At 70.1% G+C, this 18557-nt stretch carries 16 protein-coding genes; 12 read left to right on the top strand and 4 right to left on the bottom strand.

Annotated features, from left to right (window positions below; genetic code table 11):
- Nucleotides 1-44: 44 nt before the first annotated feature.
- A complete protein-coding gene (locus tag LR394_RS26910; RefSeq protein WP_231447161.1) occupies nucleotides 45-2246 on the top strand; it encodes a serine/threonine-protein kinase in 2202 nt (733 codons plus the stop codon).
- 8 nt (nucleotides 2247-2254) lie between these two features.
- Here LR394_RS26910 and LR394_RS26905 read toward each other — a convergent pair whose 3' ends face one another.
- Together LR394_RS26905 and LR394_RS26900 are read right to left on the bottom strand one after the other, a co-directional pair.
- The gene (locus tag LR394_RS26905) at nucleotides 2255-3028 is read right to left on the bottom strand and encodes a hypothetical protein (RefSeq protein WP_231447159.1); all 774 of its coding nucleotides are present in this window, start codon (nucleotides 3026-3028) and stop codon (nucleotides 2255-2257) included.
- Between the two features lie 70 nt (nucleotides 3029-3098).
- Entirely contained in the window at nucleotides 3099-4982 is a 1884-nt protein-coding gene (locus LR394_RS26900) for a serine/threonine-protein kinase (RefSeq protein WP_231447157.1), read from the bottom strand.
- Between the two features lie 17 nt (nucleotides 4983-4999).
- Here LR394_RS26900 and LR394_RS26895 point away from each other — a divergent pair, with 17 nt between their 5' ends.
- Entirely contained in the window at nucleotides 5000-5590 is a 591-nt protein-coding gene (locus tag LR394_RS26895) for an RNA polymerase sigma factor (RefSeq protein WP_231447155.1), read from the top strand.
- A gap of 63 nt (nucleotides 5591-5653) precedes the next feature.
- Here LR394_RS26895 and LR394_RS26890 read toward each other — a convergent pair whose 3' ends face one another.
- Nucleotides 5654-6016, bottom strand: a complete 363-nt coding sequence (locus LR394_RS26890) for a hypothetical protein (protein ID WP_231447153.1) — start codon at nucleotides 6014-6016, stop codon at nucleotides 5654-5656.
- 230 nt (nucleotides 6017-6246) lie between these two features.
- On the opposite strand from LR394_RS26890, the gene trpB reads away from it, so the two are divergent.
- The 8 genes from trpB (at nucleotide 6247) to LR394_RS26850 (ending at nucleotide 14235) form a co-directional block, all read left to right on the top strand.
- Nucleotides 6247-7428, top strand: coding sequence for a tryptophan synthase subunit beta (gene trpB, locus LR394_RS26885; protein ID WP_231447151.1), 1182 nt, complete (start codon nucleotides 6247-6249; stop codon nucleotides 7426-7428).
- Nucleotides 7425-8225: a tryptophan synthase subunit alpha gene (gene trpA, locus LR394_RS26880; protein WP_231447150.1), complete on the top strand. Its 801-nt coding sequence runs from the start codon at nucleotides 7425-7427 to the stop codon at nucleotides 8223-8225. Before trpB ends, trpA begins: the two co-directional genes overlap by 4 nt.
- A gap of 39 nt (nucleotides 8226-8264) precedes the next feature.
- Nucleotides 8265-9473, top strand: a complete 1209-nt coding sequence (locus tag LR394_RS26875; protein WP_269329869.1) for a sensor histidine kinase — start codon at nucleotides 8265-8267, stop codon at nucleotides 9471-9473.
- Nucleotides 9474-9482: 9 nt separating this feature from the next.
- Entirely contained in the window at nucleotides 9483-10217 is a 735-nt protein-coding gene (locus tag LR394_RS26870; RefSeq protein ID WP_231447144.1) for a LytR/AlgR family response regulator transcription factor, read from the top strand.
- Nucleotides 10214-10585, top strand: coding sequence for a hypothetical protein (locus LR394_RS26865; protein WP_231447142.1), 372 nt, complete (start codon nucleotides 10214-10216; stop codon nucleotides 10583-10585). The genes LR394_RS26870 and LR394_RS26865 overlap by 4 nt, the downstream gene beginning before the upstream one ends.
- Nucleotides 10582-12084 carry a sodium/solute symporter gene (locus LR394_RS26860; RefSeq protein WP_231447140.1) on the top strand — a complete coding sequence of 501 codons (1503 nt, stop codon included), beginning with the start codon at nucleotides 10582-10584 and terminating at the stop codon, nucleotides 12082-12084. Before LR394_RS26865 ends, LR394_RS26860 begins: the two co-directional genes overlap by 4 nt.
- A gap of 184 nt (nucleotides 12085-12268) precedes the next feature.
- Entirely contained in the window at nucleotides 12269-12601 is a 333-nt protein-coding gene (locus LR394_RS26855; RefSeq protein ID WP_231447138.1) for a DUF485 domain-containing protein, read from the top strand.
- Between the two features lie 2 nt (nucleotides 12602-12603).
- Nucleotides 12604-14235, top strand: coding sequence for a solute symporter family protein (locus LR394_RS26850; RefSeq protein WP_269329867.1), 1632 nt, complete (start codon nucleotides 12604-12606; stop codon nucleotides 14233-14235).
- Here the strand turns inward: LR394_RS26850 and LR394_RS43235 are convergent.
- Nucleotides 14232-14975 (bottom strand): GntR family transcriptional regulator, encoded by a 744-nt coding sequence (locus tag LR394_RS43235; protein WP_231447134.1) that lies wholly within the window; start codon nucleotides 14973-14975, stop codon nucleotides 14232-14234. The genes LR394_RS26850 and LR394_RS43235 overlap by 4 nt on opposite strands.
- Nucleotides 14976-15654: 679 nt before the next feature.
- Here LR394_RS43235 and LR394_RS26840 point away from each other — a divergent pair.
- Nucleotides 15655-16479 (top strand): isocitrate lyase/PEP mutase family protein, encoded by an 825-nt coding sequence (locus LR394_RS26840; protein ID WP_231447132.1) that lies wholly within the window; start codon nucleotides 15655-15657, stop codon nucleotides 16477-16479.
- Nucleotides 16480-16529: 50 nt separating this feature from the next.
- Entirely contained in the window at nucleotides 16530-18377 is a 1848-nt protein-coding gene (locus LR394_RS26830; RefSeq protein WP_407937137.1) for an AlkA N-terminal domain-containing protein, read from the top strand.
- Nucleotides 18378-18557: the final 180 nt, after the last annotated feature.

The following is an 18557-nucleotide window of genomic DNA, read 5'->3' as shown; positions in this document are numbered from 1 at the left end:
CCGATCGCTACAGATCGGTGCGCTCCGGGTGGCAGACTGAATCAGTGCCTGACGTCGCCCCGCTGCTGTCCGCCGACCCTGCGCAGGTGGCGGGCTACCGCCTGACCGGCCGCATCGGGGCCGGTGGCCAGGGAGTGGTCTACCTGGGCCTTTCTCCCGACAACGAACTGGTCGCGGTCAAGATGCTGCGGGTGGAGGACGAACGCTCGCGCGAGCAGTTCGCCAAGGAGGTGGCCGCCGCCCGGCGGGTGGCCCCGTTCTGCACCGCGCAGATCCTCGACTTCGACCTGGAGTCGCAGCCGCCCTACGTGATCAGCGAGTTCATCGAAGGCCCCTCGCTGCAGCAGTACATCAGCGAGCGCGGCCCGATGTCCGGCACCCGGCTGCAGCGCCTGGCGATCGGCACCGCCACCGCCCTGGCCGCCATCCACCAGGCCGGCGTGGTGCACCGCGACCTCAAGCCGGCCAACGTGATGATGTCGCCGGAGGGCCCCCGGGTCATCGACTTCGGCATCGCGCGCGACCTCTCGCAGGACACCACCAAGGTCAGCAAGCTGTTCGGCACGCCCGCCTACATGTCGCCGGAGCAGTTGCGCGGCGAGCGGGTGGGCCCGGCCACCGACCTGTTCGCCTGGGGTTCGGTGATGGCCTTCGCGGCCACCGGCCGGGCGCCGTTCGAGGCCGAGCACATGATGGCGGCGATCGCCAAGATCGCCAACGAGCACCCCGATCTCAGCGACGTGCCGGGCGAACTGCGCAACGTGCTGCTGCAGTGCCTGGACAAGGACGCGTCGCGCAGGCCCACCGCCCAGCACGCGCTGTCGATGCTGCTGGGCCGCCCGAACCAGCCGGACGTGCCCGACGCGACGGTGGTGCTGGCCCAGGCCACGCAGTTGGTGGAGGCATCGCCGACCGGCCCGACCTCGGGCTACGAGCCGCAGGGGCGCACGGTCGCGGCGGGGCCGGACGCCCGCTACACCCAGGTGCAGCAGGCGCCGGCGTTGGACGAGACCCGCCTCGAGCGGCCGCAGGTGCAGGACCGGCGGCCGACCGGGACCTCGGGGCCGGTGAGCCCCAGCGTTCCATCTGGAGACGTCCCGCCTTGGGGAACGCACGGCGGTCGCGAGCAGGGTGTCCAGCAGAACGGGCAGTACTCGCAGCCGCAGAAGTACCCGCCGCCGGCTCCGGCCCAGCCGCACTGGGGCCCGCAACACGGCTCGGGGCAGCACGGTTCGGGCCCGCACGGTTTCGGTGGGCAGCAGGGTTCGCGCCCGGCTCCTTCACACCCGGCTCCTTCACGCCCGGCGCCGCAGGGGTGGAACCAGAACGCTCAGCCGGCTGCCTACCAACCGCCGCAGAGCCCGCAGTGGGGCCCACCGAACCAGCCGCCGAATCAGCCGCAGGGTTGGGGCCAGCCGGCGAACCGGCCGAACCAGGGCGGCCCTCGGAACGCTCCCCCTCCGCCGATGCCCGGCCCGGCCCAGCGGGTAGGTAGCGGTGCTCCCGCGCGCCCGACCGGCTGGAACCAGCAGCAGTGGGGCGGAGGCAACGGTGGCGGCCCGAACCGGATTCCGGGGCAGGGCCCGAACCGGCCCACGCCGCCGCCGAACCGGGGCCGGGCCGTAGTGCTCACCGCGGTCGCCGTGTTCGCGCTGGTCGTGGGTGCGGGCGTCTACAACGTGGCCAACAGCGACAGCGTCAGCAACCCGGACAACGACAGCACGTCGCTGATCGACGACGACAGCGGCTCCGGGAAGGCAGCCGATCCGGAGTCCTGCGGCGGCCGGATCAATGTCGGGGCCGACGGTTCCGACTGCGCCGACAGTTCTTCCGACAAGAAGGAAAAGAAGGAAGAAGACAGCAAGGACGCGCAGAAGGTAGCGCCGCTCAACACTCTGCCCTACGGCATGGAAGGCGAGTGGGAGGGCGAGGTTTCACAGGTCACCGGCACGGTGAGCACCTGGACGGTCCAGCTCGACCTGAAGGGCGCCAAGAAGAAGCCGGGCACCATGGAGGCGCCCGGGCTCGGCTGCCGGTCCAAGCTCACGATCACCAGCGCCAGCCTCTATACCGCCAATCTGAGTGCCCCGGTGAAGGATTCGGACAATGAGAGCGGCACCTGCGCGCCCCTGGGCGAGGTCACCCTGCTGCAGGACCTCAGCGACCCGGACAAGCTGACCTTCACCTGGAAGGACGCGGCGAACGCGGGCAACGTCGGGTTCGCCGACCTGCAGCGGGTGGATTAGGGCCTGTCCTAGGCGGGCTCTTCCACGGTTCCGGAGTCGCCGCAGCTGACTGCGTGCGCGATCTTGGCGCTGGCCGAGGAACTGGAGTACTCGCCGAGCTCGGCCACCGTGCCGTTGTCGGCCCGGCTGCCGCCCTCGCTCAGGTCGATCCGGGTGCGGACGATGTTCTCGTAGCCGTCCCGGCCGGAGTCCGTGGCTTTGTACCCGGCCAGGTACAGCGTGTCGTCGGCCGGGGAGAGGGGGCAGGCCACCCCGGTGCCGAACTGGCCGAAGCCCAGGTCGAACGAGTACTGCTCGCCGGTCTGGTTCTCGGTGGCCACGATCTGGCAGTCCAGCACCGAGTACAGCGCTGCGCTGCGGCCGGTGTTCAGCAGGATGATCGCGGTGCCGTCGCCCAGCCGGTTCGCCACCGCGCTGGCCGGTTCCGTGCTCTCGTACGCGGTCGACATCACCTTGCCGGAGGCGGTGCGGACGCCGAGCCGTTTCTGCCCGCCGTCCTGGACCATCCAGAGCTCGTCCGGGGCGCCGTCACCGTCCAGATCGCCGACCTCGGCCGCGCCGGCTCCGGACGGAACCTGGCCGCCGTCGTCGGCGCACCCGTCCTCGCCGCCCGAGGCCGGCTCCGTCGTGGCGCTGGGCCCGGCGGACGGGTTGAGCCCGGCCGGTCCGGCCGTGACGTTTCTCACAGGCTCGAGCGCACTTTCGTTGCCGCAGGCGGCCAGGCCGAGCAGGGCCGGCGCCAGAGTCAGGGCGGCCAGCCGGCGGCGTCCCGAGCTGTGCATGGTGCGTCCTTCTTCCGGAATGAGGCGGTGTCGATCCTTGGATGCCCGGGCCCGGCGAAAAGTTCGCCGATCAGCTGCCGGTCAGCTCCAGGCCCTCGATCAGCACGGCCGGTTCCACGGTGTACTCGGACTGCCGCACCTGCATGTAGACCCACTGGTCGGAGTCGACCGCCTTCAGGCTGATCTCCCACAGCACCCGCTGCCCGCCCGAGCAGGACGTCCAGGTCTGCAGCTGACCTTCCCAGTCGGGCCCGGTGTACTGCTCGGCCGAGGCCTTGGTGCAGTCCTCGTGCTCGATCTCGGCGACCCGCTTGGGCAGGTTCTCCCGCGGGCTCAGGCCGACGAACACGCCGTCCACGTCCTGCTGCAGCTTGGACCAGCCGTCGACATCGTTGGCCAGGAGCAGCCCCGAACCCTCGGCGTCCTTCAGCCCGATCGAGGTGGGCTTCCAGCCGTTGTCCACCACTTCCCGGCCGAACTGCTTGGGCACGGTGAGCCTGAGGGACTGGTCGGCGGTGCTGACCGAGATGTCCTGGTTCCGGTTCTTCTGCCAGAACATCACCGAGCCGACGCCGGTGGCGGCGGCCAGCGCCACCACGACCACCATCGTCGCGATCCAGCGGCCGCGGCCCTCGCCCCGTGAGACACCACCTCGTGGGGCGCCACCCCGCGAGGACAGCGACTCGGCCGGAGGCCGGGGCGGCTGCTGGGCGCCCTGCGGATAGCCCGGCTGGCCCTGCGGATAACTGGGCTGGTTCGGCGAGTAGCCCTGCTGTTGCCCCGACGGCGAGTAGCCGTGGGAGTAGCCCTGGTACTGCCCGGGCCCCTGCTGCGGATAGTCGGAGCGGCCGTAATCGCCCGGACCCTGCTGGAAGCCCTGTGCGCCCGGCTGAGGCTCCTGGAAGTACTGAGGCTGGGGTGGAGCCGACTGAGGGCTGGCAGCGCGCTGAGGCATCGGTGTCGGGCGGCTGGGCGCAGCCCGTGTCGCCTCGAACGCCTGGTTCTGCAGAGCGGGCTGCTTCTTCTGGCCACCCTCGTACGTCCAGCCCGGCGTCGGGCTGTCCGGGGTGGGGCTGTGATCCGGCGCCGCCGCGACCGGAGCACTCGGGTACGGCGTCTGGACATCGGTGGGCGAGCTGGCGGCGGACACCGAGAAGTCGTCCGGAAGCTGATCGGCCAGCTCATCGAACCGCTCGGCCAGGCTGGCGGCGTCCGGCCAGCGCATCTCCCGATCCCGTTCGAGGGCCGAGAGCATGGTCTCCAGCACCGGGTCGGGCAGCGCGGCCGGCATCTTCTCGGCCATCACCAGCGGCAGGTACGGCTTCTGCGCGGTCATCAGGTAGAACGCGAACGCACCGAGGCTGTACACGTCGGCCCGCACGTCCACGCCGATCTGCGGCTCCATCTGCTCCGGCGCCATGTACCCGGCCGAGCCCACCGACATCGTCACGCCCGAGCCCTGGGCCAGGCTCTTGGCCACCCCCAGGTCGGCCACGAGCAGCCGCTCACCCCCACCGCGGGTGGACTTGACCAGCACGTTCGAGGGCTTGAGGTCGCGGTGCACCACTCCGGCGTCGTGCAGCTCGGCCACCCCGCGGGCCACCTCGGCGGTCACCCGCAGCGCCTCGGCCAGCGGGTACGCGCCGTTGGCCTTGACCCGATCGGCGAGAGTTCCGGCGTCCGCGTACTCCATCACCAGGTAGGGCCGGCCGTCCTCCAGCTCCCCGATGTCGAACACCTGGACGATCCGCTGGGAGGCCGCCTGGCGCAGCATCCGGGCCTCGCCCAGGAAGCGTTCCCGCAGGTCCATGCGGTCGGCCCAGTTGTCGGCCATGACCTTGACGGCGACTTCGGCATCCAGGGATTCGTCGTGGGCCAGCCACACGACGGCAAAACCACCGGAGCCCAGACGTCGGACAGGCCGGTATCGACCGATCAGCTCGGGCAGAGGCATGGCAGCATCATGCCGCTATGACCGACGTACCCGAAGAGCCCGCCGCCCCTCAGGGCGCTGCTTCGCCCGGTAGTGACCGGATCGATACCTTGGCGAGGGCGGCCGCGGCCGGAGACGATGCAGCTCTCAACGATCTGCTCGCCCTGATCCAGCCGGAAGTGCTGCGCCGGACCGGAAAAATGCTGCCCCATCGGGAAGACGCCGAAGAGGCCGCGCAGGACGCCCTGCTTCAGGTCGCCCGCCGGATCGGCAGCTTCGAGGGCCGCAGTTCGTTCCGTACCTGGCTCTACGTGGTGGTGACGAACGCCGCACGTCAGACCTACCGAGACCTGAAACGCAGAGCAGGCGAGCAGCCACTCACCGTGGAGGAACAGATCCGCCCTGACCCTCGGCGCACGAGCGTGATCGCAGGGTCACGCATCGATCTGCTGGAGGCGCTGGAGTCCCTGGAGAGCTCGCACCCCCAGCTGATCCTGCCCTTCGTCTACCGGGATCTGGCCGATCTGGAGTACGAGGAGATCGCCAACCGCCTGGACCTGCCGCTGGGCACGGTCAAGTCGCGGCTCAACCAGGCCCGCCAAGAGGTGCGCAAACGACTGACCCGCTGAGGGCAAGAGAAAATCGGGCAGACAAAGGACACCTGAACGCACCTTTGTCTGCCCGATCGCCTTCTAGAGGTAGACGTCGACCTCGGCCCCCAAGGGCAGGTCGGCCCGGGCCTGGTTGCGGGCGGTGTCCGGAGCGTCCGCATCGCGGGTACCGGAGCCGCCGGCCCCACCCGCTCCCGCGGCCGTCGAGCCGCTGTGCGGAGCATGCTTGTCGAACTTGTGCGAGCGGTTCTCGGTGTTGGTGGCCGCGACCGAATGCTGCTGGTGCACCGAGTCCTTGTTCGCCATCGCGGCGGCCGCCTGCTGAGCGGCCATGCCGAGTTCGGAGGAGTGCAGCGCAGCGGACGGGATCAGCTGGCGTTGCATGTGTACGGCACCGTAGCTGCTGAACACGCTGTGCTGGTTGGCAATGGGCACGACGCTCATGATGATCACCGCCGCTCGAAGGGATGTAGCTCTTCGTCGTACCTTTCGGTTTTCCCGGGACTGACCTTGAGCCCGGCCTCGGGGATGACCCCGAACGGCCCAGTCAAGCTCTGGTTTCCGGTGACCCAAGCCTGCCCCGGCCTCGCCCGTCCTGCCTAGCCACCATCTGGGGCCCGTTCTTAAGTTCTATAACTCTTGACGGAAAGTTCTAGAACTCATACGGTCGAGGCATGTCCCCGTCCCGATCTGCCATGGCCGAACCCACCGCCGACGGACGGTTCGGCGCCTTCGGCGGCTGCTACGTGCCCGAGGCGCTGATCCCGGCCTGCCGCACGCTCGAGCAGGAATTCCGCACCGCCTGGGCGGATCCGGCGTTCCGCGGTGAACTCGCCCGCACGCTCAAGCTCTACGCCGGGCGCCCCACCCCGGTCACGCCGGCTACCCGCCTGTCCGCCGAGCTCGGGGTGAACCTGCTGCTCAAGCGCGAGGATCTGGCCCACACCGGATCGCACAAGATCAATAATGTTCTGGGGCAAGGGCTGCTGGCCCGGCGGATGGGCCGCACCCGGCTGCTGGCCGAGACGGGCGCCGGGCAGCACGGCGTGGCCACTGCAACGGTAGGGGCGTTGCTCGGTCTGGACGTCACCGTGTTCATGGGGGCGAAGGACGTCGAGCGTCAAGAGCTGAACGTGTTCCGGATGGAACTGCTCGGCGCCACCGTCGTCCCGGTCACCACCGGCGGGCAGACCCTGGCCGACGCCACCAGCGAGGCCTTCCGGCACTGGGTCGGCCAGTCCGAGACTGCGCACTACTGCATCGGTTCCACGATGGGGCCGCACCCGTACCCGTGGATGGTGCGCGAGTTCCAGCGGGTGATCGGGGAAGAGGCTCGCGGCCAGTGCGCCGAGTTGCTCCCGGCCGGAGTGCCTGACGTGGTGGTGGCCTGCGTGGGCGGTGGCTCGAACGCGGCCGGTACCTTCGCCGGGTTCGTCGACACCTCGGCCCAGTTGGTCGGGGTAGAGGCGGCGGGCGGTGCGGCGATCGGCAGCGGCTCTCCCGGCATCCTGCACGGTTTCGATTCCTACCTGCTGCAGGACGACGACGGCCAGGTGCTCGAGGCGCACTCGGTCTCGGCGGGTCTGGACTATCCCGGCGTCGGTCCGGAGCATTCCCACCTGGCTGATTCCGGCCGTGCTCGTTACGTATCGGCCACCGATGACGAGGTGCTGCACGCCCTGCGAAAACTGGCGCAGACCGAAGGAATTCTGGCTGCGCTGGAAAGCTGCCACGCCCTGGCCTGGGTGCTGCGGGCCGCCGGAACCAGCGAACTGCCCAGCGGTTCAACGGTTCTTCTGACCTTGTCCGGTCGCGGCGACAAGGATGCTGCACAGGTGAGGGAGCTGCTCAAATGACCCGAACGGCCACGGGCGATCGTCCTCAATTGGAAGCCCATCTGCGCGAAAGGCGATCCCAGAAGCGCAAACTGCTGGTTCCGTTCGTCACGGCCGGGGTCTCGGCGGACTGGCTCGACCTGGTCGTCGCGCTGGTCGAGGCCGGCGCCGATGCCATCGAGATCGGGCTGCCGTTCTCCGATCCGATGCTCGAGGGCGTGACCATTCAGCAGGCCTCGCAGCGGGCGCTGGAGCGAGGGATGACCACCACCCGTGCCCTGCACGCGATCGCGGAACTCGAGCTGGACGTCCCCTTGATCGCCATGACCTACAGCAATCTGATCAAACGCCATGGATATGAGGACTTCTGCCGACGCCTGTCCGAATCAGGAGTCTCTGGTCTGATTCCCGTCGACACGCCGCTCGACGAAGCCGGTCCTCTGATCAAGGCGGCCCGCACCAATCACATTGAAACAGTCTTGGTGGCAGCGCCTTCCACGCCCGACGATCGACTGAAGCAGATCGCCGAGGTGGGCAGCGGTTTCGTCTACGCATCCACGGTGATGGGAACCACCGGCGAGCGGACGTCGCTCGGACAGCAGGCGGCCGACCTGGCGGGCCGGGTTCGGGCTTGCACCGACCGTCCGGTGCTGCTCGGGTTCGGCATCTCCGGCCCGGAAACCGCGGTGGAGGCGGCGCGGCACGCCGACGGGGTCGTCATGGGTGCCGCGCTGATGCGGCGCGTGCTCGAAGGGCAAACAGTGGACGAGGTGACTGGGTTGGCCCGGCAGGTCAGGGAAGCACTCGAGGCGGTTTGATCAGGTATTACCGTCATCCCCGTGGCACAGGACGGGTGGATGCGCGCGGTCGAGATCCTGGCCGTGCTGGTGGTGCTGGTGCTTTGCGCGGTCGCGATCCGGCGCTTCCGGCGCAGCCCTGACCTGGGCACCGAGGCCGAACGGGCAACCTTCGACACGTTGCATACCGCCTCGCTGGCCGCGCCGCCGCTGCGGGACGGGCTCACTCCCGAGGGTGCGCAGCGGGCGATCCGGCATTTGAGGACACTTCTGGGCACGCCGGCGGTGGCGCTCGCCGATGGCTCGCGATTGCTGGCCTGGGACGGCGAGGGCGGGCACCACCAGCATCAGGCGCTGCGGCACGCCGCCGGAGCGATCGCCAGTGGTCGCACCAGCGTGCTGGACGCGGCCCAGATCGACGGTGACGAGGCCTGCGGGGTGCTCGACTGTCCGCTCCGCAGCGCCGTGGTCGCCCCGCTGACCAGCGGCGACACCGTTGTGGGGGCGCTCATCGCGTACGGCGGGCAGGCCAGCGCGGCGCTGGTCCGGGCCACCGGTGAGGTGGCCATGTGGGTCTCCACCCAGATCGAGCTGGCCGAGCTGGACCGCTCCCGCACCCGGGCGATCGAGGCCGAGGTGCGCGCGCTGCGGGCCCAGATCAGCCCGCACTTCGTCTACAACTCGCTGGCCGCCATCGCCTCGTTCGTGCGCACCGACCCGGAACGGGCCCGCGAGCTGCTGCTGGAGTTCGCCGACTTCACCCGCTACGCCTTCCGCCGCGGCGGGGAGTTCACCACGCTGGCCGACGAGCTGCGCAACATCGAGCGCTACCTGGTGCTGGAGCAGGCCCGGTTCGGCGACCGGCTGCGGGTCCGGCTGCGGGTGGCGCCCGAGGTGCTGCCGGTGGCCGTGCCCTACCTCTCGGTGCAGCCGCTGGTCGAGAACGCGGTCCGGCACGGCCTGCAGGCCAAGGAGGGCGGCGGGCTGATCACGCTGGGCGCGGCCGACTCCGGGGCCGAGGCGCTGATCTGGGTGGAGGACGACGGGGTGGGCGCCGACCCCGCCCTGATCGAGAAGATCCTGGCCGGTCAGGCCCGGGGCACCGAGTCCGAGTCGGTCGGCCTGGGCAACGTGGACGCCCGGCTGCGGCAGGTCTTCGGCGACCGCTTCGGCCTGGTGGTGGAAACGGCCGAGGGGGCCGGGACAAAGGTGAGCTTTCGGGTGCCCAAGTATGCTCCGGGAGTTCACGCGGGGCCGCCCGCGCCCTAGGCTTCCGGCATGGCGATGACGCCCCTGCGGGCCCTGGTCGTGGACGACGAGTCCCCGGCCCGCTCCGAGCTGGCCTGGCTCCTCGGCTCGGACGAGCGGATCGGCCGGGTGCTCACCGCCGACAGCGGCGCCCAGGCCCTGCGCGTGCTCGAGAGCGAGCAGGTGGACGTGCTGTTCTGCGACATCTCGATGCCCGGCCTGGACGGCCTGGACCTGGCCCGGGTGCTGGCCCGGTTCGCCTCCCGGCCGCAGCTGGTCTTCGTCACCGCCTACGAGCAGCACGCGGTGCAGGCGTTCGACGTCCAGGCGGTCGACTACGTGCTCAAGCCGGTGCGGGCCCAGCGCCTGGCCGAGGCCGTGCGCCGGGCGGTCCAGGCCCAGGCCGAGCCGTCCCGGCCCGCCCTCGAGTCCGACGAGGACATCGCGGTCGAGCTCGGCGGGGTGACCCGGTTCGTGCGGCGTTCGAGCGTGCTGTTCGTCGAGGCCGCGGGAGACTACGCCCGGCTGCACACCGCCTCCGGCAGCCACCTCATCCGGGTACCGCTGAGCACGCTCGAGGAGCGCTGGGCGGCCGCCGGTTTCGTCCGGATCCACCGCAGCACCCTGATCAGCGTGCGGCACGTGAGCGAGCTGCTGATGGACGGCGGGCGGTTCCACGTCCGGCTCGGCAGCCACACCCTGACCGTCAGCCGGCGGCACACCCGGCAGGTGAAAGACCTGCTGATCCACCGGGACCGGCGATGAGCACCCCGCCGCGGGTGCGGGTGACCAGCCCGCGGATGTCGGCCAGCCCCCGCCCCGAGGTGCGCCCGGCCACCCGCGAGATCGACGAGCAGACCGAGGTCGGCGAGGTCTACCTGAACGCCCTGCTGCGCTCCCAGTTGCGCCCGGCCCTGGCGGTTCTGGCCGCGGTGCTGCTCGGGCTGGGCAGCCTGCCGTTGCTGTTCCTGCTGCTGCCCGGGGTGGCCGGCTACCAGGTGGGGCCGGTGACGGTGGCCTGGCTGGTCCTCGGCGTGGCGGTGTTCCCGCTGCTGTGGGCGGCGGCCTGGTGGCACGTGCGCGCGGTGGAGCGGGCCGAACGGGACTTCACCGAGATCCTGCACCGTAGGTGAGCGCCTGGATCGCAGTGCTGGTGGTGTGTGCCGCAACCCTCGGGGTCGGCGCGCTCGGCCTTCGCCTGTCCCGCACCACCAGCGACTTCTACGTGGCCTCGCGGATGGTCAGCCCGCGCTGGAACGCCTCGGCGATCGGCGGCGAGTACATCTCCGGGGCAAGCTTTCTCGGGGTCGCCGGGCTGATCTTCGCGACCGGCAGCGACATGCTCTGGTACTCGATCGGCTACACCGCCGGCTACGTGGTGCTCCTGGCCCTGGTGGCGGCACCCCTGCGCCGTAGCGGGGCCTACACCCTGCCGGACTTCGCCGAGATCCGGCTGCGTTCGGCCGCCGTCCGCCGCACCACAGCCGTGCTGGTGGTCGGCATCGGCTGGCTCTACCTGCTGCCCCAGTTCGTCGGCGCCGGACTGGCCCTGCGCACCGCCACCGGTGCCCCGGGCTGGGTCGGCACGGCGATCGCGGTGCTCGTGGTGGTGGCCAACGTGACCGCCGGCGGGATGCGCTCGGTGACCTTCGTGCAAGCCTTCCAGTACTGGCTGAAACTCACCGCGATCGCCCTGCCGATCGTCCTTCTGCTCATCGTCTGGCACCACGACGGCGCCCCCAGTCCGGCCGCGGTGGCCGGTGAGGCCTGGGTCTCCCCGCTCAGCGGCGACGGCGACGACCACCCGCTCTACCGCACCTATTCGCTGCTCCTGGCCCTGCTCTTCGGCACCATGGGCCTGCCGCACGTGCTGGTCCGGCTCTACACCAACCCCGACGGCCAGGCGGCCCGCCGCACCGTGCTCACCGTGATCGCCCTGCTCGGTACCTTCTACCTGTTCCCGCCGCTGTACGCCGCGCTGGGCCGGGTCTATGCGGGCGACCTGCTCAACTCCGCGGACTCCAACGACGCGATGATGCTCCTGCTGCCCGGTCGGATGCTCGGCGAACCCTGGGGCGATCTGGCCGCGGCCCTGCTCACCGCCGGGGCGTTCGCCGCGTTCCTGTCCACGTCCAGCGGCCTGACCGTGTCCGTGGCCGGGGTACTGAGCCAGGACCTGTTGCGCGGCCGATGGCGAGCCAGCGTCAGCGGATTCCGGGTGGGCGCCGGCCTGGCCGTACTGGTCCCGGCCACGCTCTCGCTGCTCGGCGTGCGTACTGGCCTCGCCGACACCGTCACGCTCGCTTTCGCCCTGGCCGCGTCCACGTTCTGCCCGCTACTGGTGCTGGGGATCTGGTGGCGGGGGCTTACCCGGACCGGGGCACTGGCCGGGCTGATCACCGGCGGGCTGCTGGCCAGCGTCGCGGTTGCGCTGACTGTCTCCGGCGCGGTGGAGGGTGGCTGGCCGGCGGCTCTGCTCGGCCAGCCCGCCGCCTGGACGATGCCGGTGGCCTTCGCGGTGATGGTCGGGGTCTCGCTGGCTACACCTCGGTTCCGCACGCCCGGGGTGGGCACGATCATGGTGCGGCTGCACGCGCCAGAGTCGCTGGACCTCAATCGCGGCGACAGCTGAACCGCTCGTCCCGCGTTTGCCGCCGCTCGCCGTGCGCCCGGGCGCCGCACGTCGCCCGGCGTCGGCCATCCATCGAAGTGACGGCGCTCACCTCTACTCCTCGGCGGGTGACCCGGCTCACAGTAGGGCCCGTCCGTCCTGCGGGCCTGCGACGGCGCAGGCCCTGGCCAGTGAAGGAGCTGTGATGTCCGACGTCCCACCCCAGCGCACCGGATACCAGGAGGTGCAGGACAGCGAGGAGTTCCAGGCCCTGCGCGCCCGGTTCCGCCGGTTCGTCTTCCCGCTCACCGGCCTGTTCCTCGTCTGGTACTTCCTCTACGTGGCGCTCAGCGCCTACGCCCCCGACTTCATGAGCACCGAGGTGATCGGCAAGGTCAACATCGGCCTGATCATCGGTCTGCTGCAGTTCGTCTCGACCTTCGCGATCACCATGGCCTACGCCCGGTGGGCCGACAAGAACTTCGACCCCACCGCCGACAAGCTGCGCGAGCACATCGAACGGGGTGAGGTGAAGTGATCCTGCGAACCGCCACCACCGGCACCGATGTCGGCAGCCCGGCCGTCAACATCACCATCTTCCTGATCTTCGTCGCGGTCACCCTCGCGGTGGTGCTGCGGGCCTCCCGCAACAACCGCACCGCCGCCGACTACTACGCCGGGGGACGTGCTTTCACCGGGCGGCAGAACGGCATCGCGATCGCCGGTGACTACCTTTCCGCGGCCAGCTTCCTGGGCATCGCCGGGGCGATCGCCACGGTCGGCTACGACGGCTTCATGTACTCCATCGGCTTCCTGGTGGCCTGGCTGGTCGCCCTGCTGCTGGTCGCCGAACTGCTGCGCAACACCGGACGTTTCACCATGGCCGACGTGCTCAGCTTCCGGCTGCAGCAGGGCCCGGTGCGCACCGCCGCCGCGATCTCCACCCTGGTCGTCTCGTTCTTCTACCTGCTCGCCCAGATGGCCGGGGCCGGTGGCCTGGTGAATCTGCTTCTGGGCGTGCAGGGTTCGGGGGTCCAGAACCTGGTGATCGCCGTGGTCGGCGTGCTGATGATCGTCTACGTGCTGATCGGCGGCATGAAGGGCACCACCTGGGTGCAGATCATCAAGGCGGTGCTGCTGATCCTGGGCGCCGGCCTGATGACGATCTGGGTGCTCAGCCGGGCCGGGCTGAACTTCTCCGAGCTGCTGGGCGACGCGGCCGCGGTCTCGCCGGCCGGGCAGACCCTGCTGGAGCCCGGTCTGCGCTACGGCCTGACCGACACCACCAAGCTGGACTTCATCTCGCTCGGCCTGGCCCTGGTGCTCGGTACCGCCGGCCTGCCGCACGTGCTGATGCGCTTCTACACCGTGCCGAGCGCGAAAGAGGCCCGGCGCAGCGTGGTCTGGGCGATCTGGCTGATCGGCGTCTTCTACCTGTTCACCCTGGTGCTCGGCTTCGGCGCGGCCTGGCTGGTCGGGGCGGACAAGATCATGGCGGCCCCGGGCAAGGCGAACTCGGCGGCTCCGCTGCTGGCCTTCGAGCTCGGCGGGGAACTCCTGCTCGGGGTGATCGCCGCAGTCGCCTTCGCCACCATCCTGGCGGTGGTGGCCGGCCTGACGATCACCGCCAGTGCCTCCTTCGCCCACGACATCTACGCCAACGTGCTGAAGAAGGGCCAGGTCCGGGCCGACGACGAGGTCCGGGTCGCCCGGATCACCGCCGTGGTGATCGGCCTGGTCGCGATCGTCGGCGGGATCTTCGCCAAGGACCAGAACGTGGCCTTCCTGGTCGCCCTGGCCTTCGCGGTGGCCGCCTCGGCCAACCTGCCGACCATCCTGTACTCGCTGTTCTGGAAGCGGTTCAACACCCGCGGCGCGCTGTGGAGCATGTACGGCGGCCTGACCACGGCGATCGTGCTGATCATCTTCTCCCCGGTGGTCTCCGGGAAGGTCGGCCCGGACGGCGCGTCGCTGTCGATGATCACCGACACCGGCATCGACTTCCACTGGTTCCCGCTTGACAACCCCGGCATCGTCTCGATCCCGGTCGGCTTCCTGCTGGGCTGGCTCGGCACGATCACCAGCAAGGAGGTCGGCTCGGCGGAGAAGTACGCCGAGATGGAGGTGCGCTCACTGACCGGTGCGGGAGCCGAGAAGGCGATCGAGCACTAACCGAAACGCCAGGTGTGCGTGACCTCTGAGGTGCGGCGGTCGGTGACGATCCGCAACCGCTCGTCGAGGATCGTGGCGGTGTCCACCACGTAGGCCCGGCCCGTTCCGTCGAAGGTCGTCCGGCGCATCACCAGCGCCGGGCGGCCTTCGACGGTGGCGTTCAGCCCGGCCAGCCGCGCACTGAGCGCCTCGGCGGTGAGCGCCTCTTCGGCCCGTTCGGGAGTGGTGCCGCCGGCCTCGGCGATCGCCGCGTACAGCGGGGTGAGCTCGAAGTCGACATCCTTGACCGCCTCGGCCCAGGGCTGCGGCACCCAGGAAACCTGATGCAGCAAGGCAATTCCGCGCACCGAGCGCAGCCGCTCCAGCCGCAGGGCGGGCTCGTCCACCTCCAGCCCGAGCTCGGCCGCCACCGGCCTGGGCAGCTTGCGCACCTGCCGGCCCAGCACCTCGGTGCGCAACGGCACCCCCTGAGCATGCAACTCGTCGGCCAGGCTGCGCAGATTCGCCTGGTCGTGGGCCACCTCGGGCGGAACCACGAAGGTGCCCCGCCCCGGCCGCTGCTCGATCAGCCCCTCGTCCTGGAGTACCTGCAGGGCCTGGCGCAACGTCATCAGGGTGACGCCGTACTGCTCGCTCAGCGTGCGCTGCGGAGGTAGCGCACCGTCAGCGCCGAAGTCCCCGGAGCGAACCCGTTCGGCCAGGTCCGCTGCGATCCGGCGGTACTTCGGTTCGGCGGCCACGCCCCCAGATTAGGCCCTGCGCGGCCAGGGGCCGTCAGCCGTCCACATCCCGTCGCTCACCGGCGAGAACCAATGGGGGACGTCCGTGGCCAAGGCAGAGGGCCCCGCACCAGAGCGGTCAGCAGAGGACGAAGGACCACACCCTCGCAAGTTCACCCGGTACCGGATCCGGCCCGTGCAACCGGTCACCCGGTGAACGTTCGTGGCCATCGCACTACCGGGCAATGGCTGGCGCTCACCCGAACTGCGCCCACCGAACTGTGCCCTCTCATCCGTTTCCAAGTCTGAGTTCCTGCGCCTCTCCCCACCAACTCTTGAACCACGCCGCTTGACCCGCCCGAGGGACGAGGCCCCTGATCGCCCCTCGATCTCGTGCCGCGGCCACGAACCTTGACCAGGTGGGCTCCGCCCGTTCGTTGCCACCACGTCGGAACCCGGCGAACCTTGGTGGCCACCGCACTACATTCTGCTCTGGCCAGCCCGGCCATGCCTCAAATGTGTACATCGAGTACTTCTGGTGCCGGGTGTACTCGGTGTACACAAATCAGGTCTCCTCCAGCGGGCGCCCCTGACCCTCCACCCGTGCCCCAGGGCCGCGCCATCCATCCGGCTTCGCAGGAAAACGACCTGACCCTTCGCGGCGCGCCAAACTGTCGTAGGTGGGTGCGATCCTCGAAACATGACGTCGCAGAGCATTGCCCGCGAGTTCGCCGAACTGCACCGCGCCGGCACCCCCGTGCTGTTGCCCAACGCGTGGGATGCGGCGAGTGCGGTGCTGATCGCCGCCGCCGGCGCCCCGGCGATTGCCACATCCAGCGCCGCAGTGGCCTGGTCGCTGGGCCGGCCCGACGGTGAGCACCTCAACCGCGACGAGGTGGCCGCAGTGGTGGCTCGCATCGCCGCCGTGGTCGAGGTGCCGGTCACGGCCGACATCGAGGCCGGTTACGGGGCCGCGCCCGAAGAGGTCGCGGGCACGGTTCGGGCCGTGATCGAGGCCGGGGCGGTCGGCGTCAACCTCGAGGATTCCCGGCCCGACGGCACCCTCTACCCCGTCGAGCAGCAAGCCGATCGAGTGGCCGCGGCCCGGGCTGCGGCAGATCAGGCCGGGGTCGAGAGCTTCGTCATCAACGCTCGCACCGACGGGTACCTGCTGGGCATCGGTGCTCCCACCGGCCGGGCCGACGAGGTGTTGCGCCGCGCCGAGGCCTATGCGCGGGCCGGGGCCACCTGTCTGTTCGTGCCCGGCCTGGTCGATGTGCCCACCCTGACCGAGCTGGTGTCGCGGGCCGCCCTACCGATCAGCGTGCTCGCCGATCCGGCCGGGCCGAGCATCGCCGAGCTCGCCGCCACCGGGGTGGTGCGGATCAGCCTCGGCACCGCCCTGGCCGAGGCCGCGTACGGGCAGGCGGTTGCGGCCACCCGCGAGCTGCTGGCCACCGGCACGATGAAGGCGTTGCAGGGCTACCCCGGTTTCGGCGAGGTCAACGGCCGATTCCAGGGGTGAACGGCGAACGGGAGGAGCATCATCGGGAGTCAGGAGGGGCCATGACGTCGCTGTACCAGGACGCCGAGCGCTGCGTACGCATCGTCCAGGCGAAAGACGAGCGTTTTGACGGCTTCTTCTGGACCGCCGTAGTGACCACCCGGATCTACTGCCGCCCCAGCTGTCCCGTGGTGCCGCCCAAGCCCAAGAACATGCGCTTCTACCCCAGTGCCGCGGCCGCCGCCGGAGCCGGGTTCCGGGCCTGCAAGCGCTGCCGCCCCAATGCCGCCCCCGGATCGCCGGAATGGAACATCCGCGCCGACTTGGTGTCCCGGGCGATGCGCCTGATCGCCGACGGCGTGGTCGATCGCGGCGGAGTGCCCGGCCTGGCCGCCCGGCTGGGCTACAGCGTGCGCCAGATCGAGCGGCATCTGATGGCCGAGGTGGGCGCCGGTCCGCTCGCCCTGGCCCGGATGCAGCGGGCTCAGTCGGCCCGGCTCCTGATCGAGGGCACAGACCTGCCCTTCACCGAGATCGCCCTGGCTGCCGGATTCAGTAGCGTGCGCTCGTTCAACGAGACCGTGCGCGAGGTCTACGCCCTGACTCCGGGAGAACTCCGCTCGGCTCCCAGGCCCAAGGCCGGCATCCGCGGCGCCGCCCAGCCCGTGGCCCCCGCCGGAAGAAGGGGCGTGGGAAGGGCGGTCGGGCCAGACGCTGGCTCGGGTCAGGCGGCTGTGGGAAGGCCGGCTGTGGGAAGGAGGGCTGTGGGAAGGGCGGCTGTGGAAAGGACGGCTGCAGGGGAGACAGCTGCGGAAAAGACAGCTGCGGAAAAGACAGCTGCGGGAAAGACAGCTGTGGGGGAGACAGTCGCGGGGAAGACCGCCGCGGGGAAGAGTGGCTCGGGTGACAGCAGGGCGCGCCGGGGTGCGGGGTCGGCTGCTGCGGTGTCGTCCAGCGTGGCAGAGCGTGGGCCGGGTGCAGGGTTGGAGAAGCACTTTGGTTCCGTTGGCGCCTTCGGTGCGCCGAGCGTCCCTGGTTCCATCTCTCTGAAACTTCCTTTCCGGCAGCCCCTCTGCCCCGACAACTTGTTCGGGCACCTGGCCGCCACCGCCGTTCCCGGAGTCGAGGAATGGCGTGATGGGGCTTATCGCTGCGCCTTTCATCTTCCTGGTGGCCATGCCGTTGCTGCGCTCAGTCCGAGGCCCGACCACATCGCCTGCCAGCTCTGGCTGACCGACCTGCGTGACCTGACCGCGGCGATCAGTCGCTGCCGCTGGCTGCTCGACCTGGATGCCGACCCGGTCGCCGTGGACGAGCAGCTCTCGCGGGATGAGGTGCTGGCGCCGCTGGTGGCCAAGAATCCCGGGCGTCGGGTGCCGCGGATTGCCGAGCCGGAGCAGTTCGCCATTCGGGCGGTGCTGGGGCAGCAGGTCTCCACGGCGGCGGCGCGCACGCATGCGGCCCGGCTGGTTCAGGCGCACGGCCGGCCGATCGAGGATCCGGGCGGGGGCCTCACTCACCTGTTCCCGACCAGCCAGGATCTGGCCGGGCTGGATCCGGAAACCCTGGCGATGCCGCATACCCGCAGGCAGACGCTGCTCGGGTTGATCGATGCGCTCAACGCGGGCGACTTGGATTTGAGCATCGGGGGCGACTGGAACGCCACGCGGGAGCAGCTCTACGCCCTGCCCGGGTTCGGGCCGTGGACGGTGGAGTCGATCGCCATGCGGGCCCTGGGAGATCCGGACGCGTTCATTCCGGGCGATCTCGGGATTCGGCAGGCGACGCGGCGGCTCGGGCTGCCGGACAAGGTTGGTCCACTGACCGCGCGGTCCGAGGCCTGGCAGCCTTGGCGGGCGTACGCGGTGCAGTACCTGTGGGGGACGAGTGACCATCCGATCAATCGCCTGCCGCTCTGAATCCATCCAAAGTTATCGCCCTAAGTAGTTAGGCAATTACCTAGCGGCGATTATTTGACCGGCTGTCGGAAATCGCATTCCGCTTTTTGACGCGCGGGGGATGCCGAGCCCTCAGGCAAACGCCTGATTGGAGCATCTTTGCTGCTCAGGGGCCTCTTTAGGCGACGAGGCTTAGGGCAT

Origin of the sequence: Kineosporia babensis, assembly GCF_021129305.1 — a bacterium.
GTDB lineage: Bacteria > Actinomycetota > Actinomycetes > Actinomycetales > Kineosporiaceae > Kineosporia > Kineosporia babensis.
Note: the sequence above shows the minus strand (reverse complement) of the source record. Positions and strands in the feature narration are given on the sequence as shown.